Below are 26,003 nucleotides of genomic sequence, written 5' to 3'. Positions count from 1 at the left end.
TTGACTTTTGGCACGCTGTTGAGTTCTCAAGGAACGGACACTTCCTTCGGACCGCCTTCCAGCGGGCCCTCCGGGCGCTTCGTTCTTTCGTGTTTGAATCTTATCAGATGTTTTCCGCTCCGTTTTCCGGAGTTTCATTCATCGGATTCGCATTCCGTCGCCCCTCTCGGTGCGACTCCGGAACTGTACGGGGACCGGCCCGCCACATGCAAATCGTCCCGCCCTGCTGTCGCAGGACGGGACGATCCGCGGTCACCGGCACCGTCAGGCGCGGCCCATCTCCTCGGCGATGGCGGCCGCGAAGGCGTCGATGTCCGCCTCGGTGGTGTCGTACGAACACATCCAGCGGACCTCGCCGGTGTGCTCGTTCCAGAAGTAGAAGCGGTAACGCTTCTGCAGTCGCTCGCTGACCTCGCGCGGGAGAATCGCGAACACCGCGTTGGCCTCGACCGGGCGGACGACGGTCACGCCCTCGATCCCGCGGACGGCCGCCTCCAGCCGGCTGGCCATGGCGTTGGCGTGGCCGGCGTTGCGGAGATAGAGGTCGCCCGCGAGCAGCGCCTCGAACTGGACCGACACGAAGCGCATCTTCGACGCCAGCTGCATCGAGGTCTTGCGCAGGTACTTGATGTTCCGGACCCGCTCGGGGTTCAGGACCACCACGACCTCGCCGAAGAGCAGCCCGTTCTTCGTCCCGCCGTACGACAGCACGTCCACGCCGACGTCGGTGGTGAAGGCGCGCAGCGGCACGCCGAGCGAGGCGGCGGCGTTCGCCAGCCGCGAACCGTCCACGTGCACCAGCATGCCGAGCTGGTGGGCGTGGTCGACGATGGCCCGGATCTCCTCCACCGTGTAGAGGGTGCCGAGCTCGGTGCTCTGGGTGATCGAGACCGCGAGCGGCTGCGCGCGGTGCTCGTCGCCGAAGCCCCAGGCCTGCTGGTCGATGAGCTCGGGGGTGAGCTTGCCGTCCGGGGTGGGGACGGTGAGCAGCTTGATGCCGCCCATCTTCTCCGGCGCGCCGCCCTCGTCCACGTTGATGTGGGCGCTCTCGGCCGCGACGACCGCGCCCCAGCGCGGGAGCAGCGCCTGCAGGGCGACGACGTTGGCGCCGGTGCCGTTGAAGACGGGGTACGCCTCGGCGTGCTCGCCGAAGTGGCGGCGGAAGACGTCCTGCAGGTGGGCCGTGTAGTCGTCCTCGCCGTAGGCGACCTGGTGGCCACCGTTGGCGAGCGCTATCGCGGCGAGGACCTCCGGGTGCACGCCGGCGTAGTTGTCGCTGGCGAAGCCCCGGACGGCGGGGTCGTGCCGCCGTACCGCGTCGGTGGAGGTCGGTTCGGTCATCGGGCTGTCAGCCACAGGTGCTGTCCGTTCAGTTCTGCTGCGGGGCGGTCCCAGAGGCCCGCCAGGGCGGTGGCGAGGTCGGCCGTGTCGGTGAAGCCGGCGAACTTCGCGTCCGGCTTCTCCGCCCGCATCTCGGGGCTGACCAACGCCTTGATCACCAGGATCGCAGCCGCGGCGGTGGGCTCGCCGTCCTCGGCGGTGGTCTCCTTCTTGAAGGAGTCCGCCATGGCGAGCGTCCACGCCTCGGTGGCGGCCTTGGCCGCCGCGTAGGCGGCGCCGCCGGCGGTCGGCTTGTGGGCGGCGGCGGCGGAGATCATCGCGTACCGGCCGGACTCGCTGCGGAGCAGCGCGGGCTGGAAGGCGAGCGAGGTGTGCTGGAGCGTGCGCACCACGGTGTCGTGCAGGAAGTCCCAGTCGTCGATCCGGGTGTCGAAGAACTTCTTGCTGCCGCGCCAGCCGCCGACCAGGTGCAGCAGGCCGTCGACGTGGCCGTGCTCGGCCTCCAGGTGGTCGGCCCAGTCGTGGACCTCCTGCGGGTCGAGCAGGTCGATGACCTGGCCGCTGACCCGGGCGCCGGGGACTGCCCCGCGCACGGTGTCGAGGGCCTTCTCCAGCCGCTGCGGGTCGATGTCGGCGCCGATCACGGTGGCGCCGTCGGCGGCGAGCCGGCGCAGCACGGCCTGGCCGGCCGGGCCGCTGGCTCCGGCGACGGCGATGACCTTGCCTTCGAGGTGGGTGCTCACGCGGCGACCTCCTGGATGCCGGCGCCGGTGATGCCGGTGGTGGCGGCGATGACGCCGCCGAGCTTCTTGGCGAGGGCCTCGTAGAACATGCTCAACGGGAACTCGTCCGGGTGGACGGCGTCGCACAGGGCCTTGTTGAGCGCCTTGCCGTCGGCGGTGTCCAGCGGCAGCGCGTCGGGGCCCTTCGCCCAGGTGGAGGCGGGGTGCGGGGTGAGGTAGCGGGAGACCAGCTGGTAGGCGGCGATCCAGTGGGCCGTCTTCGGGCGGTCGATGCCGTCGCGGTACAGGGTCTCGATCTCGCCGCAGAGCGCGTTGGTCACGTCGGCGACGCGTTCCCAGTCGATGCTCAGGCGGTTGTCGCGCCAGCGCAGCGCGTCGTGCTTGTGCAGGTAGGCGAAGAGCAGCTGGCCGCCCATGCCGTCGTAGTTGCGCACGCGGTCACCGCTGACCGGGAAGCGGAACATCCGGTCGAAGAGGATGGCGTACTGGACGTCGCGGCCCTGGGCGTAGCCCTCGGCCTGCAGCTTCACGGCCTCCTTGAAGGCGGTGAGGTCGCAGCGGAGCTCCTCCAGGCCGTACATCCAGAACGGGCTGCGCTGCTTGATCATGAAGGGGTCGAACGGCAGGTCGCCGTGGCTGTGGGTGCGGTCGTGGACGAGGTCCCACAGCACGAAGGTCTGCTGGGCGCGCTCCTGGTCCTCCAGCAGGCCCTCGGCGTCGGCCGGGATCTCCAGGCCGAGCTGCCGGACGGCGCTGGTGGTGACGGCGCGGAAGCGGGCGGCCTCGCGGTCGCAGAAGATGCCGCCCCAGGTGAAGCGCTCCGGCGCCTTGCGCACGGCCACGGTCTCGGGGAACAGGACGGCGGAGTTGGTGTCGTAGCCGGCCGTGAAGTCGGTGAAGGTGATCGGCACGAACATCGGGTTGTCGAAGCGGGTGCGCTCCAGCTCGGCCAGCCAGTCCGGCCAGACCACGCGCAGCAGGACGGCTTCCAGGTTGCGGTTCGGGTTGCCGTTCTGGGTGTACATCGCGAAGACGACCAGGTGCTCCAGGCCGTCCTCGCGCTGGTCGGCGGGCTGGAAGGCGAGCAGCGAGTCCAGGAAGTCGGGCTCCCGGTAGCCGGTGTCGGCCCACTTGGCCAGGTCCGCGTCGACGGCGGCGAGGTAGGCGGCGTCGTGCGGGAAGAGCGGGGCGAGTTCCGCGATCGCACTGCGGACCGTGGCGACCAGCGGGTCGACCGTGTGCCGCTGCACGGCGGACAGGTCGATCGAGCCGTCCTTGGACTGCAGCGGGCGCAGGGCCTCGACCGCGTCCTTCAGACGGAGCCAGGCCGGGTGGCCGGCGTGGGTCGAGACCGGGGCGTCGGCCGCCACAGCGAGCCTTGGCGAAAGATTCTGCATCGTGGACTCACTTCGACAGGAGGTATTTCAACAGGACCACCATAAGTACGACAGGTTCTCCTGTTCAAGGGGGGCCCTGCCGTCGATTCTCCCGGTTCGGGGCTCCGAAACCGCTTGTCCGGCATGTGGACGGTCATCTGGATGTTCTGGACAGCCGCGCCGTGGGGATGCGAACCTCCCGCCATGCTCCCGGCGGTGATCCTGGTGGCGCGACGCCACATCGACCTGCTCCGGGTGTCTTCCAGCTGTTGTGCGCGCGGTCTCTGCCGCTGCCGCTGATCCGGCTCGGGGGCGCCGCGGACGCGGCCCCGTACGCCGACCATGCCGCCTGTGTTCCGGCGCCGCCACCGGGGGGAAGTGACCCGCCGGGGTGCCGGCCCGGCCCGCGCCCCCGCGCCGCTCGCTCCCCGCTCTTTCCGGTCCCTCTTTCCAGGAGCCCCGCCATGACCTCCCTCCGCAAGCCGTTCGCCGCCCTGCTGGTCACCGCCGCCGCGCTGACCGCGTGCGCGCCGCAGGACTCCGCGTCCGACGCGTCCGGCACGGGCGCCGCCGCGAGTGCCCCGGGGACGGCCGACGGCTGCGCGCCGGGTGCGCTGGGCACCCGCGCCGCGGGAACGCTGACGATCGGGACCGACCAGCCCGCCTACGACCCCTGGTTCACGGACGACAAGCCGGAGAACGGCAAGGGCTTCGAGTCGGCGGTGGCGTACGCCGTGGCCGAGAAGCTCGGCTACCCGAAGGAGAAGGTGACATGGGTGGCGGCGCCGTTCGGCAAGGCCACCACCCCGGGCGCCAAGGACTTCGACTTCGACATCAACCAGGTGTCGATCAGTGACGAGCGCAAGCAGGCCGTCGACTTCTCCTCCGGCTACTACGACGTGCGGCAGGCGGTGATCGCGCTGAAGAACTCCAGGGCGGCCGGGGCGAAGAGCGTCGCCGACCTGAAGGGCGCCAAGCTGGGCGCGCAGGTGGGCACCACCAGTCTGGAGGTCGTCACCGACACCATCCGGCCGACCGTGCAGCCGGCCGTGTTCGACTCCAACGACCTGGCGAAGGCCGCACTGCGGAACGGCCAGATCGAGGCCCTGGTGGTGGACCTGCCGACGGCGTTCTACATCACCGGTGCCGAGGTGACGGATGCCCAGGTGGTCGGGCAGTTCGAAGGGGCGGCGCGGGGCGAGCAGTTCGGACTGGTGCTGGACAAGGGCTCCCGGCTCACCGGGTGCGTCACGCGGGCGGTGGACGCCCTGCGGGCCGAGGGCGTGCTGGCGAAGCTGGAGAAGCAGTGGCTCTCCGACGCCGTCTCCGCACCCGTCCTGAAGTGAGCGGGGCCCCGATGAGCACCGAGGCCGGGGCCGGTCCCCGCAAGGCCGGCGGCGGGAGCGGCACCGGGCTGCTCCGGCGCCGGCGGACGGACCCGCCCGGGCCGGCGCCGGACGACGGCTACCGCCCGTCCGCGCGGCGGCTGGCGCACGAGGCGTACCGGCGCGGCCGCAGCCGCCGGGCCGCGCTGATCGCCGGGGCGTCGACCCTGGTGACCGCCGCGGCGCTCTCCCTGCTGGTGGTCAACTCCCCCGGCTGGGCGGCCACCCGGAAGGCCTTCTTCGACGCCGACTACGCCCGCCGAGCGCTGCCGGAGGTGCTCAGGGGCCTGCGGATCAACCTGGAGCTGATGCTCGGCTGCGGGGTGCTGATCCTGCTCCTCGGCCTGCTGCTGGCGGTGCTGCGGACGCTGCGCGGACCGGTCTTCCTGCCGGTGCGGCTGCTGGCCACGGCGTACGTGGACTTCTTCCTCGGCCTGCCGATGATCATCTGTCTGCTCGTCATGATCACCGGCGTGCCGGCGCTGCGGCTGACCGGGGTGACCACGGATCCGATGCTGCTCGGCGGCGCCGCGCTGGTGCTGACGTACTCCGCGTACGTCTCCGAGGTCTTCCGGGCCGGCATCGACTCGGTGCACCCCGACCAGCGGGCGGCCGCCCGTTCGCTCGGGCTGAGCAACGCGCAGGCGATGCGCCACGTGGTGCTGCCGCAGGCGGTCCGCCGGGTGGTGCCGCCGCTGCTGAACAACCTGGTCAGCCTGCAGAAGGACACCGGCCTGGTGTCGATCGGCGGGGCGATCGACGCGGTGTACGCGGCCAAGATCATCGCCAGCCGGTCGTTCAACTACACCCCGTACGTGGTGGCCGGGCTGGTCTTCATCGTGCTGACCGTGCCGCTCACCCGGTTCACCGACTGGCTGTCCCGCCGGATGAACCGCCGTCAGCACCAGGGAGGTGCCGTGTGACGACCAACCCGGTCCTGCGACTGGAGTCGGTGCGCAAGAGCTTCGGCTCCCAGCTGGTCCTGCGCGACGTGGACCTCACCGTGCCCGAGCACACCGTGACGGCGTTGATCGGCGCGTCCGGCTCCGGCAAGTCCACCCTGATGCGGTGCGCCAACCTGCTGGAGCGGATCGACGACGGCGCGATCTTCCTGGACGGCGCGGAGATCACCGATCCGCGCACCGACGAGGACGCCGTCCGGCGCCGGATCGGTGTGGTGTTCCAGGCGTACAACCTGTTCCCGCACATGACGGTGCTGGAGAACGTCACGCTGGCGCCGCGCCGGGTGCACCGGCGTGGCCGGGCCGAGGCCGAGGCCGAGGCGCTGGAGCTGCTGGACCGGCTGGGTCTCGCGGCCAAGGCCCGGGAGTACCCGGACCGGCTCTCCGGCGGGCAGCAGCAGCGGGTCGCCATCGTCCGCGCGCTGGCCACCGGGCCCCGGCTGCTGCTGCTCGACGAGATCACCGCCGCGCTCGACCCGGTGCTGGTCGGCGAGGTGCTCGCGGTGGTGCGGGACCTCAAGGAGCGGGGCATGACGATGGTCGTCTCCACCCACGAGATGGGCTTCGCCCGTGAGGTGGCGGACCAGGTCTGCTTCCTGGAGTCCGGGGTGGTGCTCGAACAGGGCCCGCCGGAGCAGGTGTTCGGCGATCCGCAGCACGCCCGGACCAGGCGGTTCCTGAGCCGGGTGGTCGCCTCCGGACGACTGGCGCCGTAAGCCCCGGCGCTCGGCCGGCAGGTCGCCGACCGAACGAACCGGCGTCGCTCGAACGGGTTAGTGCACCCAGGCGCCTCGGGGGTGCCTCCCGAGGAATCACTCCGCCCGTCACTCCCATGCGCCCCCGTTCGCGCCCTGCTGCGCGCGGCTTCGACCGGTGATCGTGGACAGCACGTCTGTCCGCGTTCTCCGGGAGGCCGCCGTTGCACGGTCCCGTGCTGGTCAGCTGGCTGCTGGCCGCCCTCACCGCCACGTCCGGCGCCTACTGCCTCAGCCGCCTGGGCCGCACCCCGTGCGCGGCGGACGCCGGGGCGGGCCGCGGCCATGCCCACGAGTCGGACGCCGCCGAGGCCCTGATGGGGCTCGGGATGGCGGCCATGGCCCTCGCCGGGGCCGCCGTCCCTGCCGTGCTCTGGGTCTGGCTGTTCGGCTTCCCCGCGGTGCTCTTCCTGCTGGCCGCCGCCCGCGACCGGACCGGGCGCGGCCACCGGCTGCACCACGCGGTCGGCGGACTGGCGATGACGTACATGGCGCTCGCGATGGCGGCCGCGCCGGCCCACGGCCATCACCACGGCGCGAGCGCCGGGGCCCCGCTGCTGACCGGCGCGCTGCTGCTCTACTTCGGCGGCTACTCGCTCTGGGCCGGCAGCCACCTGCTGGCCGCACCGGGCGGCCGGGTGTCCGGGAGCCTGCGCACCGCCGGGCTGCCCCGGGCCTGCCGACTGGCGATGGGCCTGGGCATGTTCGCCATGCTCCTGACGATGTGAGAGCGGCCCGTGCGGCCCGGGGCGTGGCGTTGGTCACTGGGTGGCCGAAAGCCGTTCCTCCGGACGCCGACAGCGCTTAGGTTGGCAAGGAGCGCGCTGTCGCGTTCCGTGCGTACTCGGGGAGCCCATGCCATGACGGCCCTGCTCGGCCTGCTGCTGCTCGGACTGCTGCTCTCGACCGTGGCGCCCCGGCTGCTGGCCCGGGCCCGCTGGGCCGAGCGCGAACCCGTGCTGGCCCTGCTGGTCTGGCAGTGCCTGGTGGTCGCCGTCCTGCTGTGCTGCGCCCTGAGCCTGGTCCTGGCCGCCTCGGCCGCCCTGCCGGAGCTGCGGGAACTGCTCTTCACCGGCGCGCCGCACGGCGTGGAGGCCGCGTACGCGCTCCAGGACGCCGAGGGCTGGGGGCGGCTCTGTGCCGCGGTCCTGGCGGCGGGCGGCGTGCAGACCGTGCTGGCACTGACCCGCGAAGTCCGCTCGGCGAAGGCCCTGCGCAATCGGCGGCACGCCCAACTGGCGAGCAGGGCTCCCGAGTTGCCGGGGTCCATCGACACCCTGAAGCACCGCCGGGAGCGGCTGGTGGTGCTGGAGAACGTCCGCCCGGAGGCCTGGTCGCTGCCCGGCCACAACTCCCGGCTGGTGGTCACCACCGGAGCCCTCCAGCAGCTGACGGACCGGGAGTTGGCCGCAGTGCTGAGCCATGAGCGCGGACACGTCCGGGCCCGGCACCACTGGCTGTCGCAGTGCTCGCAGGCCCTCGCCTCGGGCTTCCCCGGGGTCGGCGTGTTCAGCGCCTTCCGGGACCAGGTGGGCGAACTCGTGGAGCTGGCCGCGGACGACCGGGCGGCCCGCCGGCACGGGCGGCACACCACCGCCGTGGCGCTGGCCGAACTCAACCTGGACCGCGGGGTGTTCGGCTCCTGCCCGCCGGGGCTGGCGCAGTCCCCGAAGCGGGTGGACCGGCTGCTCGCCGGGCGGCCCCGGCTGCCCGTCACCCACCGGCTGCGGCTCACCCTGGCCGCGCTCGCCGCGCCGGCCGCCGCCGTCCTGCTGGCCGCCGCACCGGGACTCTCGACCCTGTTCTGATTCCGGCGCGGGCCTACCGACCCGCCCTCGGCGGACCGGTGACGGAGCGTCAGGCCGACGCCGGCTCCCCGCAAGGGGTGCCGGGAGAGACCGGGGAGCCGAGCGTGCGCGCGAGCACCTCGCGGTGCAGCGGCCGGGCCTCGGCGTAGCGCCGGCAGCCGGCCTCGGTGAGCGCCACCTGGATGCCGCGCCGGTCGTTGGGGCACATCGCACGCGTCACCAGCCCGGCCTTCTCCAGCCGGCCGATCAGCCGCGAGAGAGCGCTCTGGCTCAGATGGACGGTGTCGGCCAGCTCCTGGACCCGCAGCTGGTGGCCGACCGCGCTGTCGCGCTCCTCGACCAGGCGCTCCAGCACCTCGAACTCGCTCACGCCCAGGTCGTACTTCTCACCCAGCTCGCGATCGAGCGCACAGGACGTCGCGGCATGGCGGGCCAGCAGGTCTCGCCATTCGGCGACCAGACCTGCCTCCGCCGGAGAGTCGAGTTCAGCCACCCGGCCACAGTACCACGTGCACATGAAACTTATGTGACCGCATTAAATTCACTTGCAATGAATGCACGTGCATGTAGTGTCCTCCCCATGACCACCGCGACCGTCCCCGCAACCGACGACCCGTCAGCCTCCGGGCTGCGCTGGACCCCCCGCCTCTGGGGCACCCTGATCGTGCTCTGTGCCGCGATGTTCCTGGACGCCCTCGACGTCTCCATGGTCGGCGTCGCCCTCCCGTCCATCGGCTCCGAACTCCACCTCTCCACCTCCGCGCTGCAATGGGTGGTCTCCGGCTACGTCCTCGGCTACGGCGGGCTGCTGCTGCTCGGCGGGCGCGCCGCCGACCTGCTCGGCCGGCGCCGGGTGTTCCTGGTCGCCCTCGGCGTCTTCGCGGGCGCCTCACTGCTCGGCGGCCTGGTCGACGACGGCGGCCTGCTGATCGCCGCCCGCTTCCTCAAGGGCGTCAGCGCGGCCTTCACCGCGCCCGCCGGCCTGTCGATCATCACCACCACGTTCGCGGAGGGCCCGGCCCGCAACCGGGCACTCTCCATCTACACCACCTGCGGCGCCAGCGGCTTCTCGCTCGGCCTGGTGCTCAGCGGCCTGCTCACCTCGGTCGGCTGGCGCTGGACCTTCCTGATGCCCGTCCCGGTCGCCCTGCTGGCCCTGCTCTTCGCGATCCGGCTGCTCCCCCGCCCGGTCGAGGAGCGGGCCAAGGGCGGGTACGACGTGCTCGGCGCGATCACCGGCACGCTCACCGTGCTGCTCCTGGTCTTCACCGTCACCGAGGCGCAGGGCGCCGGCTGGCTGAGCCTGCGCACCCTCGGCTCGCTCGTCGTGGTCGCCGCCCTGGCCGCCGCCTTCCTGGTCACCGAGAGCCGCACCGCCCACCCGCTGGTCCGGCTCGGCATCTTCCGCAACGGCTCGGTCGCCCGGGCCAACGTGATCGCCTTCACCATGACCGGCGCCTACGGCGGCTTCCAGTTCGTGGTCACCCTCTACCTCCAGCACCTGCTCGGCTGGTCGGCCCTGCAGATGGCGCTCGGACTGCTCCCGGCCGGTGCCTTCATCGCGCTGTCGGCCCCGTTCATGGGCCCGATCGTGGACCGCTTCGGCACCGGCCGGCTGCTGCCGATCGGCCTGCTCGCCCTGACCGCCGCCTTCGCGCTGTTCCTGCGGCTGGACGAGCACAGCTCGTACCTCACCCTGGTGCTGCCGTCGATGATCCTGCTGGGCGTCGGCTTCGCCCTGGCCTTCCCCTCGGTGAACATCGCCGCCACCGACGGCGTGGGCGACGAGGAGCAGGGCCTGGCCTCCGGGCTGGTCAACACCGCGATCCAGGTCGGTACGGCCGTGGTGCTCGCCGGGGCCACCGCGATGATCACCGCGGGCAGTGGCGGAGGGGACGGTGCCCAGGCCCAGCTGGACGGCTACCGGCCCGCCCTGGTCCTCATCACCGGGATCGCCGCGCTGGGCTTCCTGATCGCCACCGCGGGCGCCGTGCTCGACCGGCGCAAGCGGTCAACTCCCGTGTCCGTCCCGGACTATGATTATCCGTCCGTCGACCTGGCCGACCGGCGGGACGAGGTCCTGACCAAGAGCTGACCCCATCAGCCCGGCCCCGTCCTCGACCTCAGGTACGCGCCGGCTCCACCAAACCCCCGTGTCGGTGGAGCCGGCGCGTCCGTACGAGCCGATCCCCGCAGTCCCGCCCAAGTGCGGGGTTCCACGGATCGGCGGCTCGCGCCGCCAGTATATTGGCCAGGAGCCAACGAACGTACGGAGCAGACACGATGGCACCTCGCGGGGATTCGGTCAATGAGGAAATGCGTCAACGCTCCCGCCGGCGCATCATGCGCGCCACCGTCGAACTCGTCGACGAGCACGGCTACGCGGGCACCACGCTGACCGACATCGCCGAGCGGGCCGGCCTCGCCCGCGGCCTGCTCTCGTACTACTTCGACGGCAAACGGCTGCTGATGCAGTCGGCGACCCACCGGATGATGCACCTGGCGCTGTCGGCCGCCCTGGACGCGATGGAACCCGGCTCCTCGCCGGAGGCCCGGCTGGCCCGCGCGATCGACACCGTGCTGGGGCTGGCGATGGACCACCCCCGGGTGATGCGCTCGCACCTCGCGCTCATCCTGGACCCGGACACCGGCGCCTTCGTCCAGGACCCGGAGCAGCGGCAGCTCGGCGCGATCCTCCAGGGGCTGCTGCGCGACTGGGGCGCGCCCGACCCGCTCGCCGAGCACGCGGTGCTGCGCAGCGCGCTGATGGGCGGCTGCATCGGGGTGCTGCTGCCGGGTGCCGAACTGCCGCTGGCGCTGATCCGCGCCGACCTGTTCGGCCGCTACGGCCTGGAGTGGCCGCTCGGCCTCCCCCCGCAGCCGCAGCCGCCGGAACGCGAACGGCCGCCGGCCCGCGGGTGAACGCGGCGGCCGGCGGCCGTTCGGTGCCCGGTCGCCCGGGCCGGGTCAGCGCTCCTTGAGGATCGACGCCAGCAGGTCGATGGTGCGCTCCGGCGTCAGGCTGTCGACGCAGAGCCGCTCCATGACCTGGATGTACGCGTCGACGTCGTCGCGCTTGTCGAGGTAGAGCGCGCTGGTGAGCTGCTCCAGGTACACCACGTCGGCGAGGTCCTGCTCGGGGAAGCGCAGGATCGTGAACGCCCCGGACTCCCCGGCGTGGGCGCCGAAGCGGAACGGCATCACCTGGATCACCACGTTGGCCTGCTCGGCGACGTCGATCAGGTACTGCACCTGACCGCGCATCACCTTGGGGCCGCCGACCGGCCGGCGCAGGGCCGCCTCGTCGATGACCGCCCAGAGCCGGGGGCTGCTGCCCTCGGCGAGCAGCTTCTGGCGGCGCAGCCGCAGGCTCACCCGCCGCTCGACCTCGTCCTCGCTGATCACCGGACGACTCTGACCGAAAACCGCCCGTGCGTACTCCTCGGACTGCAGCAGGCCGGGGATGAACTGGACCTCGTAGGTGCGGATCAGTGCGGCGGCCTCCTCCAGGCCGACATAGGTCTGGAACCAGCCCGGCAGCACGTCGTTGAAGCTGTGCCACCAGCCCGACTTGTTGGCCTCCCGGACCAGGCCGAGCAGGGCCTCGCGCTCACCGCCGTCGTCCACGCCGTAGAGGCTGAGCAGATCGGCGACGTCGCGCTCCTTGAAGCTGACGCGGCCGAGCTCCATGCGGCTGATCTTCGACTCGGAGGCGCGGATCGCATAGCCCGCGTCCTCGCGGGTGATGCCGCGCGCCTCACGGAGGCGGCGCAGCTGGGAGCCGAGGAGGATCCGGCGGACCATCGAGCCGCCGCCCGGCTGAACTGTGGTCATGCGGTCGAAACCTCCACCTAGGGCAAACAGCGCACAGTCTGCCATCAGTTGAGCGCTCACGGTGCCGATACTGACGGATGTTCCTATCAGTTCTGCACTCCTCACACCAGGATGCACGTGCATTCGGCGCTTGCATATGCCATTTGAACGACTGCACGTGAATCGACTCTTGCATCTGCAGTGAGCGCAGAGGACGATGGTGCACGTGCACCTGCACATCCCTGGCAATCCCGCGGGCTCCGCGTCGACCCCACGCGCGACTCCGCGCACCAGCCCGGCAGCGCCCTCGCGCCACCGGGCCTTCGTGTGCGCGCGCGACTGGTCGAGGGGTCGGCCGCGCGGCCTAGCGAGTCGGAGGTGACCGGCATGACCCCGGCGGGTCCAGCCGTGTCCGCCCCCTTATGGGAGGAGCTCTTCATGAGCACCGGTACGGCCTTGGCAGTCGATCCCCATGTGGTCACCTGTACGCTCGCCCCTCGCTACGAAGCCGTCAGAACCGCGCGCGACTTCGCCAGGACCGCTCTTCAGCGCTGGGGACTGGGCGAACTGTTCGACGACGTCGCGCTGGTGGCCTCGGAACTGGTGACCAACGCCCTGCGGCACGCCATCGGCGCGTGCCCAGGTGCGACGGGCGGCGCGCTCGACGACTACGACTTTCCCACCCAGCCCGCTCCCGAGGGGCGGCTACCGATCCGAATAAGCCTGGTGCACCGCGCACCGCAGGTGGTCTGCGCGGTCAGCGACCCCAGCAGCACCGGGCCGGTGGCCCGGGAGGCGGACTTCGTCGCCGAATCGGGTCGTGGGCTGCACCTGGTGGACTCGTTCAGCCGGTCCTGGGGCTGGCACCCGCTGGGCGGCGGCAAGGTGGTCTGGGCACTGTTCGAGCCCGAGGCCGGCGCGCTGGCGGAGCTCGGCGGGCGGCACCGCCGCTCGGTCTAGCCGTGCGCCGCGGCCGGCGGGAGGACGGCGCCGCTCCCGGGGTGCGGCACCGGGAGGACGGCACCGCTCCCGATCCGCGGCCGCGCACGCTCCTGGCCGCAGACGTGCGGCGCCCCGTCCGCAGCGGCCCGCCCGCGAGCCCCGACCCGACGGCGACCGGTCGACGGCAGCCGGTCGCGCGATCGCCCGGCGACAGCCCCCCGGAACGACGGCCGCACCGGCGGCACCCGCTCACGACGCCCACCACGGGGCGGCCGGGCGGAGAAGACAAAGGCCGTCGTGGTGTCAGCACCCACGACGGCCCCCCGATGGCGAAGAAGACGAAACGGTCAGACCGCCAGGTGGTCGAACTCCCCGTCCTTGGCGCCCAGCAGCAGCGCCGCGATCTCGGCCCGGGTGTAGATCAGTGCCGGACCATCGGGAAAGCGCGAGTTGCGCATCGCCACGTCGCCCCCCGGGAGCGCGGCGAACTCGACGCAGTTGCCCTGGGAGTTGCTGTGGAGGCTCTTCTGCCAGACCACGTCCTTGAGGTCCGCAGCCGCCATCCCGTTGTACGTGTCGTACCTGTCGTGCATAGAAATCTCCCGAAGAGCTCCGGAGTAGTCGTCCAGCTCGGCGCCCCGGCTCGCAGCCGAACGACTGGGCCGGCCCCGTACCGGCCCGGCACAACGCCTCACTTGACGTGATGATAGCTCCAGTGCACGTGCATCAGCACGGGACGTTGCAGGTGCACGGGCCTTTCGTCGACAAATCGGAACTCTTCACCGCCTCGACACCTGAGGGAACGTAAGCGGACATATCCGGGGCAATCGGGAAGACTCCGATAACCGCCCGTAGGCGGCCACCCGCTGAATGTTGATCTTCGGGCGCCCGGAGTCGCACCGCCGTGACCCTCCGTCAGACCGTCCGTATGCTGTGAGACATCTCACGCGCCACCGCCGCAACGCGCGGCACCTCCTGTCACGTCTCAGGCAGAAGTGGTAGCCACATAGGGATTGATCACGGTATGTCCGAATTTCGGGCACCCCGCCCCTCCCGGTACGGCAGCCGACTGCAGCGTTGGCCGGGGGATGTCCTACGATCTCCGCCATGAGCACCGCAGCCATCCCGGGCGCGCCACTGCCCGTCCGCACCCCAGGCTCCCGTGCGCGGGGGCGCCACCGACGCCCCGAGCGCCCCGAGATCCCGGCCGGATCCCCGGCCCTGGTGCTCGCGGTGCCCGCGACCGCCGGGCCGGAGTCCCGGTCCGTGGTCGAGGAACTGCTGTCGATCGTACGCAGCGAGCAGAACGGCGTGCAGACCGCGGCCGGTTACCTCGACAGCGGCGCGGGCGGGAGCGCCCCCGGCCGTGACGAGTACTCCGTCGCCGAACTGCTGGCGCACGCCGCCGAGTCGGGCCTGCCCGCCCCGGTCGTGGTGCCGCTGGTCCCCGGCCCGCACGGTTTCCTGACCGAACTGCACGCGCTGGCCGCCGAGTACGGCGCCCACGTCACCGATGTCCTCGGCCCGCACCCGCTGCTCGCCGAGGCCGTCCACGTCCGGCTCTCCGAGGCGGGGCTGGCCCGCGCCGACCGGGCCCGGCTGTTCGCCATCGCGACGGCCGCGGACGGCGTCGTCCTCACCACCGTCGGTGGCGAGGAGGCCGCCGCGGCGGCCGGGATCACCGGTGTGCTGCTGGCCGCCCGCCTCGCGGTGCCGGTCGTGCCCGCCGCGCTCGACGTGCCCGGCTCGGTGGCCGCCGCCGTCGCGCACCTCAAGGAGACCGGCTCCCAGCGCCCCGCGCTGGCCCCGCTGGTGATCGGCCCGGAGGCCGACTCCGAGCTGCTCGCCACGGCCGCCGAGGAGACCGGCTGCCCGAGCGCCGCGCCGCTCGGCGCCTACCCCACGGTGGGCCAGCTGATCGCCGCTACCTACCTCGCCGTGCTGCCGGCCGTCGCCCCCGAGGCGTTCGCCGCGCAGGCCGCCGCCGAGGAGGCCGCTGCCCAGGAGGCCGGGGAGGCCGCCGCCGAGTAGTAGCGGACCACGAACGCCGAAGGGCCCGGAGCGCACCCGCTCCGGGCCCTCGCCGTACCCCCCGCCGTACGTGTCCCCGCCGCACCGGCCCTCTCCGTGCGGGCCCGCGCCGTACCGGTCCGCGGCGCGTCGGTGCTGGCCCCGGCCGGCCTCAGGCCCGCCTCAGGTCCGCCCGCCCACCCGGCCGGTGGCCGCCGCCGCGTCCTTGAGCCGCAGCGCCGGCAGCTGCACCGGCCGGGACTGCGCGGCGAAGGCGGCCACCGGCACGCCGGTGGCGTTCCACGGCGACCGCCCGCCGCCACCGTCCGCCTTGCACACCTGGAGCACCTCGGTCTGCCCCGCCCGGCGCAGCAGGATGTTCTTCGGCGGCGCGGACTCCGGGTCCATCCAGAGCTCGTTGCCGTCGAACTCGCAGTCCAGGACGAGGATGTCGTCCGGCTTGCCGTCCGGGGTGGCCCGGAAGGCGATCCCGGCCCGGCGGTGGCCGGCGAACCGGCTGCGGCTGAAGGTGACCGTCTCCCCGGCGAGTTCGTGGCGCGCGGTGGAGACGCCGTAGTCGCTCTGCCCGGCGGCGTCGATCAGCAGGCCGTCGAAGAGGGTCCCCTTGTCCCGGCCGAGCGAGTGCAGCGCCACTCCCCCGCCGCCGTTGCCGTACAGCACGCTCGCGGTGTAGTCGAAGTCGTTGAGGTAGGCGCCGTGCTCGATGCCCCACCCGCCGTTGTGGTAGGCCGCGAACTCGGTGACCACGTGGTGCTGCTGGGCGTTCAGCCAGACGAAGATGCCGTCCCGCAGGTTGTTGTGGGCCAGGCAGCGCTGGAAGGTCCAGACCCCCTCGCTGTTCTCCGGCCACTCGAAGCCGGAGGCGCCGTCGGCCCCCTGGACGCCGACGGCCACGCAGTCCAGCGCCTTGCCGCCGGTGCCGGCGCCGAGGTTGAAGCCGGTCAGCCGGTAGGCCCGCGGGTTGGGCTCCAGCCGCGTGCGGGAGGCGACGCAGGACTCGTAGACGATGTCGTCGGAGGGCTGCTGCGGGGTGCGGGTGTCCGGCGGGCCGTCCCACCAGTAGGCGTCCTCCCAGGTGTCGTGGCTGATGCAGCTGCGGAAGGTGATGCCGTGGCTGGCGTGCGGGACGAAGGCGTGGCTCCCCGCGTCGCGGACCACCAGGCCCTCGACCACGGTGCCCCGGGTGGTGTCGCCCAGCATGTGGAAGTGCAGCCCGTACCGGCCGAGCACCGGGGCGGTCACCGGGGCGCTGCCGTCCGGGCCCTTCCAGGACTCCGCGGTGTCGGTGCGCGGGCCGACCCAGCGCAGCGTCGCGTGCCGCAGGTCGGCCCGGCGGGAGGTGGTGAGGTGGACGTGGGCGCGACCCTCGGCGGTGCCCTCGATCCGCACGCTGCGGGTCAGGTTGAGCACCTCGGCCCCGAGCGTGACACCCCCTCCGGCGGCCACCCGGGGGTGCGCGTACGTCAGCGGCGCCTCCAGGGTGACGGTGGATCCGCTGACGGACCGGACGACGGCGAGGTCGTAGCGGGTGGAGAAGCCGTCCTCGCCCGGCGGGCCGGTCGGGGTGACGGCCAGTTCGTCGCCGGGCAGCCAACCGGTGGGCGGCGCGGCCAGGCTGACGGTGGTGTCGCCCACCGCGAGTGCCCGGTCGGCGCGCCCCCAGGCGGTCTTGGCCGCGCCGTCCAGCCGCAGGTACCCGGCGCCGGTGACCCAGAGGCCGACGTCGGTGTCGACCACCTTCATGCCGTCCCCCCGGAAGCGCCGCTCGTCGACGGCGGGGAAGCGCACGGTGTGCACGGCGGCGCCCTCGGGGGCGAGCGCGAGGGCGCCGCGGATCTCGACGTTGCCCGCGGCGGCGAGGGTGAGGCTGCGGTCGGCGGCGAAGGTGAGCGCACCGCCCGGCTCGACCAGCAGCGAGCCGATCGCGGCGTCGGTGTCGAGCAGCACCCGGTCGGTGATCCGGACGGCGCTCTGCGGTCCGGGTACCCGGCCGCCCCAGCCGGCCGGGTCCGACCAGGGGCGGCCGCCCTGGTCGGGGGTGGGTGCGGGGGCGGCTCCGGCGGTGGGCTGCCCGGGCGCGGCCGTCCCCTCGGCGGGGGCGCCGTCGGGGGCGCCCCCGGGCGTCCCGGACGGCGACGCGGCGCCGTGCCGGTGCTCCGCGGCCGGGTCGGCCGCTCCCGGCCCCGTGGCGGGGCCCTCCGCGGCGGCGACGGGCGCGGAGCGGCCGTCCAGGGAGCGCCGCAGTGCCTCCTCGCCGCCGACCGCCGCGAAGACCGTGCCGACGGCGAGCCAGCGCAGCATCGTCCGCCGGGGCAGGGGAGTTCGGGGCTCGGCGGGCGGGATGTCCGCTCTGCGGTGTTTTGCCCGGCGGTGCGTTCCACGCGGCCGCTCGGCCGGCGCACCGGCCTCCGGACCCTCGTCCATGGCCATCGCTGCGAAGCCCTCCCCCCAGACGGCCGCGTCGGTCCTGCTGCCCTGAAGCATAGGCAGTTGCCGTGACTCCGACGGGCGTTGCGCGAAATCGGTCATTTCTGATCATGGTGGACAGCCATTTAGCACGCTCTTCATAAACTGTGATGACCGTCACACATGTTTGCGGTTTGAACTTAAGTCTGCTTAACGTGCTCCCCGTTCGTGGCCACACGGACCCAGCCCACCCGCAACGCCGAGTCCTGCCGTCGGGTGCGCTGGCAGCGCAGAACGCACCACGGCAGGAGCGGGGGAACCACAGGTAAGTCGCCCGGGACCGGTTCGTACCGGTTCGGGGCTAGGGGTGAAGCCGCGTCCACAGCGCGGCCGGGCAACTCCAGCCCGAATCCGACAGCTCACCTCGCAGGCGTGGGAGAGGACCGCGTCACCATGCTGCCCACCAACGGCACCCGCCTGTCCGGCCGCACGCGCCGAGCGATCGCCACCCTCGGCGTCGTCGGTATCGGCCTCACCATCCCCTGCCTCACCGCCGGCTCCGCCTCGGCCGCCTCGGTCGCCACCTGGGACAAGGTCGCCCAGTGCGAGAGCACCGGCAACTGGAGCATCAACACCGGCAACGGTTTCTACGGCGGCCTCCAGTTCACCAACTCCACCTGGGCGGCGTTCGGCGGCACCAGCTATGCCGCGCGTGCCGACCTCGCCACCAAGGACCAGCAGATCGCGGTCGCCGAGAAGGTGCTCGCCGTCCAGGGCCCCGGCGCCTGGCCCGTCTGCTCCGTCCAGGCCGGTCTGACCAAGGGCGGCACCCCGGCCGCCGTCGACACCGCGACCGCCGCCAAGCCGGCCGCCCCGAAGGCCACCCCGGCCCCGGCGCAGACCCCCGCCCCCGCCGCCAAGCCGGCCGCGCCCAAGGCCGCCCCGAAGGCCGCCGAGACCCCGGCCGCCGCCGACTCCGCCCAGCAGTCGCAGGGCCGGAACTGGCAGCAGTACCGTCAGGACGCGCAGGCCTCCTCCGACTACACCGTGGTCGCGGGCGACTGGCTCTCCTCGATCGCCGACAAGAACAACGTCCAGGGCGGCTGGGAGCGGCTCTACGAGCTCAACCGCGGCACCCTCGGCGACGGCCCGCACCGCATCTACCCGGGCCAGCACCTGAGCCTGGGCGACCGCGCGAAGACCCGGGCCTCGGACGAGTCCGGCCAGGGCTTCGACTGGTTCAACCGCTCCTCGGGCGCCACCGGCAAGGCCGACGGCTCCACCGCGACCGCCACCAAGCCGGCCGCGCAGACCCAGGCTCCGGCCGCCAAGCCCGCCGCCCAGGCGTCGGCCGAGGCGCCGGCCCAGGCCGCCACCGGCAGCATGGCCGCCGCGGTCTCCTTCGCCCAGTCGAAGGTCGGCCAGGCCTACGTCTACGGCGGTACCGGCAACGGCGGTTGGGACTGCTCCGGCCTGACCCAGGCCGCGCTGCGCGCCGCGGGCGTCTCCGTCCCGCGGGTCGCCGCCGACCAGGCCGCCGCCAGCACCCACGTCTCGCTGGACGCCCTCAAGGCCGGCGACCTGCTGTTCTGGTCCAACAACGGCCAGGACTCGGGCGTCTACCACGTCGCGCTCTACATCGGCGACGGCAAGTACGTCGAGGCCGCCAACCCGAGCGTGGGCGTGCGGACCCAGACCATCGCCAACTGGGCCCCGGACTTCGCCGGCCGGGTCTGATCCCGCGCGCGGTCCGCGCCACCCGCCGCAGCCCCCGGGGAGAGTCTGGTCGCTCCTCCCCGGGGGCTCCGGCACGCCCGCGCGCGGGACGGCCCGGGCCCGGGCCCGGGCATGGCCAAACCCGGGCCCGGCGGGCATGCTGCTGCTCTGCACCCGAGGAGGAGTCACATGGCCCAGGTCACCGTCACGCTCGACGCCAATCTCGCCATCGACGCGATGATGCTCTCCGGCACCAGGAACCCGCAGGACGCCGTGGAGCTGATCCTGCGCGACTACCTCGCCCGGGGGCGGCGCACCGAGAGCCGGACCGGCGAGGCCGCCGACGGGCAGCGGACCGGACAGCAGCGCCCGACCGCGCAGGAGGGCTGAGGGCGGACAGGACGGGGCCCCGGAGGACTGGATCGTCCTCCGGGGCCCCGGTCGTCGTCTCAGCGGGCGCAGGCGCCCGTGGAACCGCGCATCACCAGCTCCGGCTGGAACATGAACTCACCGCGCTGGGCGGCGTTCGCGCCGACCTCCTCCAGCAGGGCGTCGACGGCGGCGGTGGCCATCGCCTCGACCGGCTGGCGGATGGTGGTCAGCGGCGGCTCGGTGAAAGCTATCAGCGGCGAGTCGTCGAACCCGACCACCGAGACGTCCTGCGGCACGGACAGCCCCCGCTGGCGCACCGCGCGGATCGCCCCGAGCGCCATCATGTCGCTGCCGCAGACGATCGCCGTACAGCCCTTGTCGAGCAGTGCGCCGGCTGCCGCGTGCCCGCCCTCCACGCTGAACAGCGTGTGGTGGACGAGCTCCCGGGCCTGTTCCTCGGTCCGGCCGAGGACCTCCCGCAGGGCCGCCGTGAAGCCCTCGATCTTCCGCAGCACGGGGACGTACCGCTTCTGCCCGACCGCGAGGCCGATCCGCTCGTGGCCGAGCTCGGCCAGGTGCTGGACGGCCATCCACATCGCGGCCCGGTCGTCCGGCGAGATGAACGGCGCGTCGATCTTCTCGCTGAAGCCGTTGATCAGGACGAACGGCACCTGCCGGCCGGTCAGCCGGGCGTACCGGTCGTGGTCGGCGGTGGTGTCCGCGTGCAGGCCGGAGACGAACACGATGCCCGCCACGCCCCGGTCGACCAGCATCTCCACCAGTTCGTCCTCGGTGGAGCCGCCGGGCGTCTGGGTGCAGAGCACCGGGGTGTACCCGTGCCGGCTCAGCACCTGCTCGATCACCTGGGCCAGCGCGGGGAAGATCGGGTTGCTCAGTTCCGGGGTGATCAGCCCGATCAGTCCCGCACTGCGCTGGCGCAGCCTGGTCGGCCGCTCGTAGCCGAGCACGTCCAGCGCCGCCAGCACGGTCTGCCGGGTGGCGGCGGAAACGTTCGCCTTGCCGTTGAGTACGCGGGAGACGGTGGCTTCGCTGACCCCCGCCTGCGCCGCGATGTCTGATAGTCGCGCCGTAGTCACGGTCCCAGAGCCTATTGCAACCACGTCAGACCGCCCACCAGTCGGTGCTGTCCGGTCCGAGGACCGCTTCGCCGCCGGCGTCGGCGGCCTCCGGCGCGGCGTCCGCGGAGGACAGCAGCAGCCGGCCCGGCGCGGGTATCCGCACCGGCTCGGCGGTGGTGTTCACCGTGCAGACGAAGGAGCCGCGGCGGAGGACCAGGGTGCCCTCGGGGCTCGCCAGCCACTCGACCCCGGTGCCGGCGCCCAGCCCGGACTGCTCCCGGCGGATGGCCAGCGCGCTGCGGTAGAGCTCCAGGGTCGACGTCGGGTCACCGGTCTGCGCCTCGACGCTGAGTCCGGCCCACTCGGCCGGCTGCGGCAGCCAGCTGGGGCCGCCCGGGGTCGGGCCGAAGCCGTACGGGGCCTCGGTGCCGGACCACGGGATCGGCACCCGGCAGCCGTCGCGGTAGCCGTCCTGGCCGGCCTTGCGGAAGAAGGACGGGTCCTGGCGGACCTCGTCGGGCAGGTCGGTGACGTCCGGCAGGCCGAGCTCCTCGCCCTGGTAGACGTACGCCGAGCCGGGCAGCGCGAGCATCAGCAGGGTGGCGGCGCGGGCCCGGCGCAGGCCGAGCGCGCGGTCGCCGGGGGTGCGGATCTGGGTGCCCAGGCCCGGCGGGTTGGCGAACCGGGTGCTGTGCCGGGTGACGTCGTGGTTCGAGAGCACCCAGGTGGCGGGGGCGTCGACCGGGCGCATCGAGTCGAGCGACAGGTCGATCACCGAGCGCAGCTCGGCGGCGTCCCAGGAGGTGCCCAGGTACTGGAAGTTGAAGGCCTGGTGCAGCTCGTCGGGGCGCACGTAGTTGGCGGTGCGCTCGACGGTCGGGGTCCACGCCTCGGCGACGCCGATCCGCTGCCCCGGGTACTCGTCGAGGATCTTCCGCCAGCTGCGGTAGATCTCGTGCACGCCGTCCTGGTCGAAGAACGGCATGACGTCGTTGCCGAGCAGCCTCAGCTGGTCGCCGCCGCCGATGTCGGGCAGGCCGGGGGCCTTGACCAGGCCGTGGGCGACGTCGATCCGGAAGCCGTCGACGCCCATGTCCAGCCAGAACCGCAGGATCGAGCGGAACTCGTCGGCGACGGCCCCGTTCTCCCAGTTGAAGTCGGGCTGCTCGGGCGCGAACAGGTGCAGGTACCAGTCACCGGGGGTGCCGTCGGGGTTCTCGGTGCGGGTCCAGGCCGGGCCGCCGAAGATGGACTCCCAGTCGTTGGGCGGCAGCTCGCCGTTCTCGCCCTTGCCGGGGCGGAAGTGGTAGCGCTCGCGCAGCGGGGAGGACGGGCCCTCGCGCAGGGCGCGCTGGAACCACTCGTGCCGGTCGGAGGAGTGGTTGGGGACGAGGTCCACGATGATCCGCAGGCCCAGCCCGTGCGCGTCGCGGATCAGCGCGTCGGCGTCCAGCAGGGTGCCGAACATCGGGTCCACCGCGCGGTAGTCGGCCACGTCGTAGCCGGCGTCGGCCTGCGGGGAGGCGTAGAACGGCGAGAGCCAGACGGCGTCCACGCCGAGGTCGCGCAGGTAGGGCAGACGGCTGCGGATGCCGGGCAGGTCGCCCATGCCGTCGCCGTTGGAGTCGGCGAAACTGCGCGGGTACACCTGGTAGATGACCGCATCCCGCCACCAGCCTCTGGACGCGCCGGTGCTTGCCTCGTGGGCGGTGGCGTCGGCGGCGGGCCGGGAGGTGTCGGCCAGGTTCTGGGTCATGGACGGTATCCCTTGGGGACTAGTGGTGAGCGGGTGGCAGGTCAGGACTTCGAGGCGCCGGCGGTCAGGCCGGTCACCAGGTGACGCTGCACCAGGTAGAAGAAGAGCGCGGACGGGATCGCGATCATCACCGCGGTCGCGGCCATCAGGTTCCACTGCGAGTCGTGCTCGCTCACGAAGGTCTGCAGGCCCACCGAGAGCGTGTAGTTGTCGGAGCTGAGCATGAAGGTCGACGCGAAGGGCACCTCGGCCCAGTACGTGAGGAACGAGTAGAACGCGGCCACCGCGAGGCCCGGGCGGGCGAGCGGCAGGATCAGCCGCCAGAAGGTGCCGATCGGGCTCAGCCCGTCGACCCGGCCGGCCTCGTCGATCTCCACCGGGATGGTGTCGAAGTAGCCCTTGAGCAGCCAGGCGCAGTACGGGACGGTGGTGGTGGAGTACACCAGGACCAGGCCGAGGTGGGTGTCCAGCAGGCCGAGCGTCGACATGATCGTGTACATCGGCACGATCAGCACGGCGATCGGGAACATCTGCGTCACCAGCAGCGACCACATCAGCGGCCGGTGCCCGGGGAAGCGCATCCGGGAGACGGCGTAGCCGGTGGTGGCGGCGAACATCACGCCGATCACGGTGGTGACGCCGGCGACGATCAGCGAGTTGCCGAACCAGGTGAAGAAGTCGGTGTCGTTCAGCACCGTCGTGTAGTTCGACAGCGTCATCTTGTCGAGGATGTCGCCGGGGTGGAGGTAGTCCGTCTTGCCCGGGCCGAGCGAGACGTACAGGATCCACAGCACCGGGAAGAGCGCGATCAGGCTGGCCGTGATCAGCGCGCCGTGCGAGAGCGCGGTGGCGAGCGGGGACTTCCGGCCGCGGGGCCGTACCTTCCCGGCGGTGGCGGGGGCGCTCGCCGCGGTGGCGGCGACGCGGGGTCGTTCGGTGGTGGTACTCATCGTGCTACCTGCCTTCGTGGGTCGCTGGGGTACGGGGCGTCAGCCGTTGGCCTGCTCGTTGCGGGCCAACCAGCGCCGGTAGAAGGTGGTGAAGACGATCAGGATGGAGAGCAGGATGACGCCGTAGGCGGCGGACTGCGCGTAGTCCCGCGGCTGCTGGCCGAACCCGAGGTAGTACGCCCAGGTGACCAGCAACTGGGCGTCCGGCGCGCCGGTGCCGAACAGCAGGAAGATCACCGCGAACTGGTTGAACGTCCAGATCACGCCGAGCAGGACGACCGTGGAGGAGACGGTGCGCAGCCCGGGCAGGGTGACGTACCGGAAGCGCTGCCAGGCGGAGGCGCCGTCCATCTCCGCGGCCTCGTACAGCTCGGCGGGGATCGACTGCAGGCCGCCGAGCAGCGAGATCATCATGAACGGCACGCCGACCCAGGTGTTGACCAGGATCGCGGCGGCCTTCTGCGCGAACGGGTCGGAGAGCCAGCTGGGTTCGGGCAGGTGCAGGAAGCCGAGGACGCTGTTCAGGGCGCCGCCGTCGGCCAGCATCAGCCGCCAGGAGAAGACGGTGACGAAGGTCGGCACGGCCCAGGGCAGGATCAGCAGCAGCCGGTAGGCGGTGCGCCCGCGCAGCTTCTGGTTGAGCAGCAGCGCGAGGGCGAGGCCGAGGGTGTAGTGCAGGGCGACGCAGATCGCGGTCCAGGCGATGGTCCAGACGAAGTGCGACCAGAAGCGGTCGTACGAGCCGGGGCCCCAGAGGATGTCGGCGTAGTTGTCGAAGCCGACGAACTGGTAGGTCGCCGGGATCTCGTTGGCGCCGATGGTGCGGGCCGAGTTGAGGCTGTTGGCGTCGGTGAGGGTGAGCCACACGCCCTGGACCAGCGGGTAGATCACCAGCACGCCCAGCACCAGCACGACCGGCGCGATCATCGCGTAGGCGTACCAGTGCTTGGCGTACGAGCGCTTGAGGCGCTCCATCAGGCCCGGACGCGGATCGCGCTCCCGGCTGCCCTGGCCGGTGGCGCCCTGCACGGCGACTGACATTGTTCGACACCTTCTCGGAGGAGGTCCGCCGCCTCGCTTCGGCGACTGCTGCTAAGGGTCTGGCCGTCCGGCCCGCCGGGAGGTGGCGGCGGGCCGGACGGCCGGGTGACTACTTGGCGAAGCCCGGGAGGAGCTTGGCGTAGTCGGTGGCCACGGTGTTCAGGCCGTCCTGGGTGGACGTGCCCTGGACCACCTTGCCGAGGTTGGTGCCGAGCGAGGCGAACAGCGAGCTGTACTCCGGCAGTTCGGGGCGCGGCCGGGCGCTGTCCAGCACGGCCTGGAAGCCGGCGATGCCGGGGTCGGCCTTGACCTCGGGGGTGAAGGCGTCGGCGCGGGTCGGCAGGGTGGAGTTCTTCTGCGCGATGAAGGCCTGGCTCTCGGCCGAGGTCATGAAGGCGGCGAACTTCTCCGCCGCGGCCTTGTGGGCCTTGTCGGCGCCCGCGTAGACCGAGATGTTGTGGCCGCCGGTGGGGGCGCCGGACTTGCCGCCGGAGCCGGCCGGGACGGGGGCGATGCCGAGGTTGGTCTTGTCGGCGAACGCGGAGCCCTTGTAGATGTTGGTGATCTCCCAGGGGCCCTGGATGATCGCCGCGACCTTGCCGCTGTTGAAGGCGTCCATCATGTGCGCGTAGGCGTCGGTGGTGACGTCGGCCTTGGCGGTGCCCGGCGAGGTGAACATCGACTTGTAGGTCTCGATGCCCTTGACGGCCTCGGGCGAGGTGACGGTGATCTTCTTGCCGGCGGCGTCGACGGTGTCGGTGCCCTCGCCGAACAGGAACGGCATCGCGTAGTAGCCGTCGGCGGCCTTCAGCCAGAAGCCGTCCACGCCGGCCTTCTCCTTGACGGTGGCGGCGGCGGTCTTCAGCTCGTCCCAGGTCTTCGGCGCGGCGGTGATGCCGGCCTTGGTGAAGAGCTCCTTGTTGTAGAGCAGGCCCAGGGTGTCGGTGACCAGCGGGATGCCGTAGATCTTGCCCCCGTACTTGGCCTGCTGGACCAGGGTGGGCTGGAAGGCGGCGGAGTCGACGGCGGCCGGGGTGCCGTCGAGGGGCTCCAGGTAGCCGGCCTTCGCGAAGGCGGCGGTCCAGCCGACCTCGGCGCGGAAGACGTCCGGCGCGCCCTTGGCCCCCATGGCGGTCTGGAGCTTGTTCTGCGCCTGGTCGAACGGCACGTTGACGAAGTCGACCTTGACGTTCGGGTTGGCAGCCTCGAACTTCTTGGCGAGTTCCTGGTAGTTCGGCGCCTCGTTGGTCGCGTTGGACGTGTCCCAGTACGTGAGGGTGACCGGCCCGTCGGCCTTGCCGTCCGAGCTGGAGCCGCTGCTGCCACAGGCAGCCATCGAGACCGCGAGGGCCACAACGAGGGCAGAGGCCGCGATGCCACGCCGCATGAGAACTCCTTGGGAGGGGTGGGGGTGCCCGAGATGTGTGAGACAGGCGCATAATGGCTGCCTCGCCCCGACCGCACCGTTACCGCGGTCGGGCTCGGGAAGGAAGTTAACAGCGGCGCAATCGTCACCGAAAGCCCTTG

At 72.2% G+C, this 26,003-nt stretch carries 24 protein-coding genes and 1 riboswitch; of the genes, 12 read left to right on the top strand and 12 right to left on the bottom strand.

All coding sequences use genetic code 11. The features are described from left to right. Positions 1 to 264: 264 nt before the first annotated feature. From ACZ34W_RS16755 to ACZ34W_RS16745, 3 genes are read right to left on the bottom strand one after another with little or no spacing between them, the layout of a single operon-like run. On the bottom strand, positions 265 to 1,341 hold the full coding sequence (locus ACZ34W_RS16755) for a threonine aldolase family protein (protein ID WP_329490780.1): 1,077 nt from the start codon (positions 1,339 to 1,341) through the stop codon (positions 265 to 267). Further along, positions 1,338 to 2,084 (bottom strand): SDR family NAD(P)-dependent oxidoreductase, encoded by a 747-nt coding sequence (locus ACZ34W_RS16750; protein WP_329490779.1) that lies wholly within the window; start codon positions 2,082 to 2,084, stop codon positions 1,338 to 1,340. The genes ACZ34W_RS16755 and ACZ34W_RS16750 overlap by 4 nt, the downstream gene beginning before the upstream one ends. Beyond that, positions 2,081 to 3,481: a DUF6421 family protein gene (locus ACZ34W_RS16745; protein ID WP_465604695.1), complete on the bottom strand. Its 1,401-nt coding sequence runs from the start codon at positions 3,479 to 3,481 to the stop codon at positions 2,081 to 2,083. Before ACZ34W_RS16745 ends, ACZ34W_RS16750 begins: the two co-directional genes overlap by 4 nt. A gap of 123 nt (positions 3,482 to 3,604) precedes the next feature. Between ACZ34W_RS16745 and ACZ34W_RS16740 the strand changes: the two genes are divergently transcribed. The 6 genes from ACZ34W_RS16740 (at position 3,605) to ACZ34W_RS16715 (ending at position 8,370) form a co-directional block, all read left to right on the top strand. After that, a complete protein-coding gene (locus ACZ34W_RS16740; RefSeq protein ID WP_380390010.1) occupies positions 3,605 to 3,760 on the top strand; it encodes a putative leader peptide in 156 nt (51 codons plus the stop codon). Between the two features lie 164 nt (positions 3,761 to 3,924). Beyond that, a complete protein-coding gene (locus ACZ34W_RS16735; protein WP_465604691.1) occupies positions 3,925 to 4,806 on the top strand; it encodes an ABC transporter substrate-binding protein in 882 nt (293 codons plus the stop codon). Between the two features lie 11 nt (positions 4,807 to 4,817). After that, positions 4,818 to 5,768, top strand: coding sequence for an amino acid ABC transporter permease (locus ACZ34W_RS16730; RefSeq protein ID WP_329490773.1), 951 nt, complete (start codon positions 4,818 to 4,820; stop codon positions 5,766 to 5,768). Next, on the top strand, positions 5,765 to 6,523 hold the full coding sequence (locus ACZ34W_RS16725; protein WP_465604687.1) for an amino acid ABC transporter ATP-binding protein: 759 nt from the start codon (positions 5,765 to 5,767) through the stop codon (positions 6,521 to 6,523). Before ACZ34W_RS16730 ends, ACZ34W_RS16725 begins: the two co-directional genes overlap by 4 nt. Before the next feature lie 203 nt (positions 6,524 to 6,726). After that, the gene (locus tag ACZ34W_RS16720) at positions 6,727 to 7,290 is read left to right on the top strand and encodes a DUF5134 domain-containing protein (RefSeq protein ID WP_465604684.1); all 564 of its coding nucleotides are present in this window, start codon (positions 6,727 to 6,729) and stop codon (positions 7,288 to 7,290) included. 132 nt (positions 7,291 to 7,422) lie between these two features. Further along, positions 7,423 to 8,370 (top strand): M56 family metallopeptidase, encoded by a 948-nt coding sequence (locus ACZ34W_RS16715; RefSeq protein ID WP_465604681.1) that lies wholly within the window; start codon positions 7,423 to 7,425, stop codon positions 8,368 to 8,370. Positions 8,371 to 8,419: 49 nt separating this feature from the next. On the opposite strand, the gene ACZ34W_RS16710 is transcribed toward ACZ34W_RS16715, so the two are convergent. Next, a complete protein-coding gene (locus ACZ34W_RS16710) occupies positions 8,420 to 8,863 on the bottom strand; it encodes a MarR family winged helix-turn-helix transcriptional regulator (protein ID WP_465604678.1) in 444 nt (147 codons plus the stop codon). 87 nt (positions 8,864 to 8,950) lie between these two features. Here ACZ34W_RS16710 and ACZ34W_RS16705 point away from each other — a divergent pair, with 87 nt between their 5' ends. Beyond that, positions 8,951 to 10,465 carry an MFS transporter gene (locus ACZ34W_RS16705; protein WP_329490768.1) on the top strand — a complete coding sequence of 505 codons (1,515 nt, stop codon included), beginning with the start codon at positions 8,951 to 8,953 and terminating at the stop codon, positions 10,463 to 10,465. Between the two features lie 221 nt (positions 10,466 to 10,686). Further along, the gene (locus tag ACZ34W_RS16700; RefSeq protein WP_465604674.1) at positions 10,687 to 11,292 is read left to right on the top strand and encodes a TetR/AcrR family transcriptional regulator; all 606 of its coding nucleotides are present in this window, start codon (positions 10,687 to 10,689) and stop codon (positions 11,290 to 11,292) included. Positions 11,293 to 11,337: 45 nt separating this feature from the next. Here the strand turns inward: ACZ34W_RS16700 and ACZ34W_RS16695 are convergent, their stop codons facing one another. After that, positions 11,338 to 12,204: a helix-turn-helix domain-containing protein gene (locus ACZ34W_RS16695; protein WP_329490766.1), complete on the bottom strand. Its 867-nt coding sequence runs from the start codon at positions 12,202 to 12,204 to the stop codon at positions 11,338 to 11,340. A gap of 417 nt (positions 12,205 to 12,621) precedes the next feature. On the opposite strand from ACZ34W_RS16695, the gene ACZ34W_RS16690 reads away from it, so the two are divergent. After that, entirely contained in the window at positions 12,622 to 13,143 is a 522-nt protein-coding gene (locus ACZ34W_RS16690) for an ATP-binding protein (RefSeq protein ID WP_465604669.1), read from the top strand. Positions 13,144 to 13,472: 329 nt separating this feature from the next. Here the strand turns inward: ACZ34W_RS16690 and ACZ34W_RS16685 are convergent, their stop codons facing one another. Beyond that, on the bottom strand, positions 13,473 to 13,718 hold the full coding sequence (locus ACZ34W_RS16685) for a DUF397 domain-containing protein (RefSeq protein WP_329490764.1): 246 nt from the start codon (positions 13,716 to 13,718) through the stop codon (positions 13,473 to 13,475). A 514-nt stretch (positions 13,719 to 14,232) separates the two neighbouring features. Between ACZ34W_RS16685 and ACZ34W_RS16680 the strand changes: the two genes are divergently transcribed. Further along, entirely contained in the window at positions 14,233 to 15,156 is a 924-nt protein-coding gene (locus tag ACZ34W_RS16680; RefSeq protein WP_465604666.1) for a sirohydrochlorin chelatase family protein, read from the top strand. Positions 15,157 to 15,318: 162 nt separating this feature from the next. On the opposite strand, the gene ACZ34W_RS16675 is transcribed toward ACZ34W_RS16680, so the two are convergent. Further along, a complete protein-coding gene (locus tag ACZ34W_RS16675) occupies positions 15,319 to 17,457 on the bottom strand; it encodes a DNA polymerase III subunit gamma/tau domain-containing protein (RefSeq protein ID WP_465604663.1) in 2,139 nt (712 codons plus the stop codon). 426 nt (positions 17,458 to 17,883) lie between these two features. Beyond that, positions 17,884 to 18,008: riboswitch (cyclic di-AMP (ydaO/yuaA leader) on the top strand. Between ACZ34W_RS16675 and ACZ34W_RS16670 the strand changes: the two genes are divergently transcribed. Both ACZ34W_RS16670 and ACZ34W_RS16665 read left to right on the top strand, forming a co-directional pair. Further along, positions 17,995 to 19,299: a transglycosylase family protein gene (locus tag ACZ34W_RS16670; protein ID WP_465604660.1), complete on the top strand. Its 1,305-nt coding sequence runs from the start codon at positions 17,995 to 17,997 to the stop codon at positions 19,297 to 19,299. It overlaps the preceding riboswitch by 14 nt. A gap of 168 nt (positions 19,300 to 19,467) precedes the next feature. After that, complete coding sequence (locus ACZ34W_RS16665) at positions 19,468 to 19,668, top strand: hypothetical protein (protein WP_329490760.1); 201 nt, start codon at positions 19,468 to 19,470, stop codon at positions 19,666 to 19,668. A 59-nt stretch (positions 19,669 to 19,727) separates the two neighbouring features. Here the strand turns inward: ACZ34W_RS16665 and ACZ34W_RS16660 are convergent, their stop codons facing one another. From ACZ34W_RS16660 to ACZ34W_RS16640, 5 genes are all read right to left on the bottom strand, one after another. Beyond that, complete coding sequence (locus ACZ34W_RS16660) at positions 19,728 to 20,747, bottom strand: LacI family DNA-binding transcriptional regulator (RefSeq protein WP_329490759.1); 1,020 nt, start codon at positions 20,745 to 20,747, stop codon at positions 19,728 to 19,730. A gap of 25 nt (positions 20,748 to 20,772) precedes the next feature. Beyond that, entirely contained in the window at positions 20,773 to 22,485 is a 1,713-nt protein-coding gene (locus ACZ34W_RS16655) for a glycoside hydrolase family 13 protein (RefSeq protein ID WP_465604655.1), read from the bottom strand. A gap of 41 nt (positions 22,486 to 22,526) precedes the next feature. Then, positions 22,527 to 23,435 (bottom strand): sugar ABC transporter permease, encoded by a 909-nt coding sequence (locus tag ACZ34W_RS16650; protein ID WP_329490757.1) that lies wholly within the window; start codon positions 23,433 to 23,435, stop codon positions 22,527 to 22,529. A 39-nt stretch (positions 23,436 to 23,474) separates the two neighbouring features. Next, entirely contained in the window at positions 23,475 to 24,476 is a 1,002-nt protein-coding gene (locus tag ACZ34W_RS16645; protein WP_329490756.1) for a carbohydrate ABC transporter permease, read from the bottom strand. Between the two features lie 109 nt (positions 24,477 to 24,585). Continuing rightward, a complete protein-coding gene (locus tag ACZ34W_RS16640) occupies positions 24,586 to 25,863 on the bottom strand; it encodes an extracellular solute-binding protein (protein WP_465604650.1) in 1,278 nt (425 codons plus the stop codon). Positions 25,864 to 26,003 lie beyond the last annotated feature (140 nt).

It is taken from the genome of Kitasatospora sp. NPDC022856 (assembly GCF_055561235.1).
Note: the sequence above shows the minus strand (reverse complement) of the source record. Positions and strands in the feature narration are given on the sequence as shown.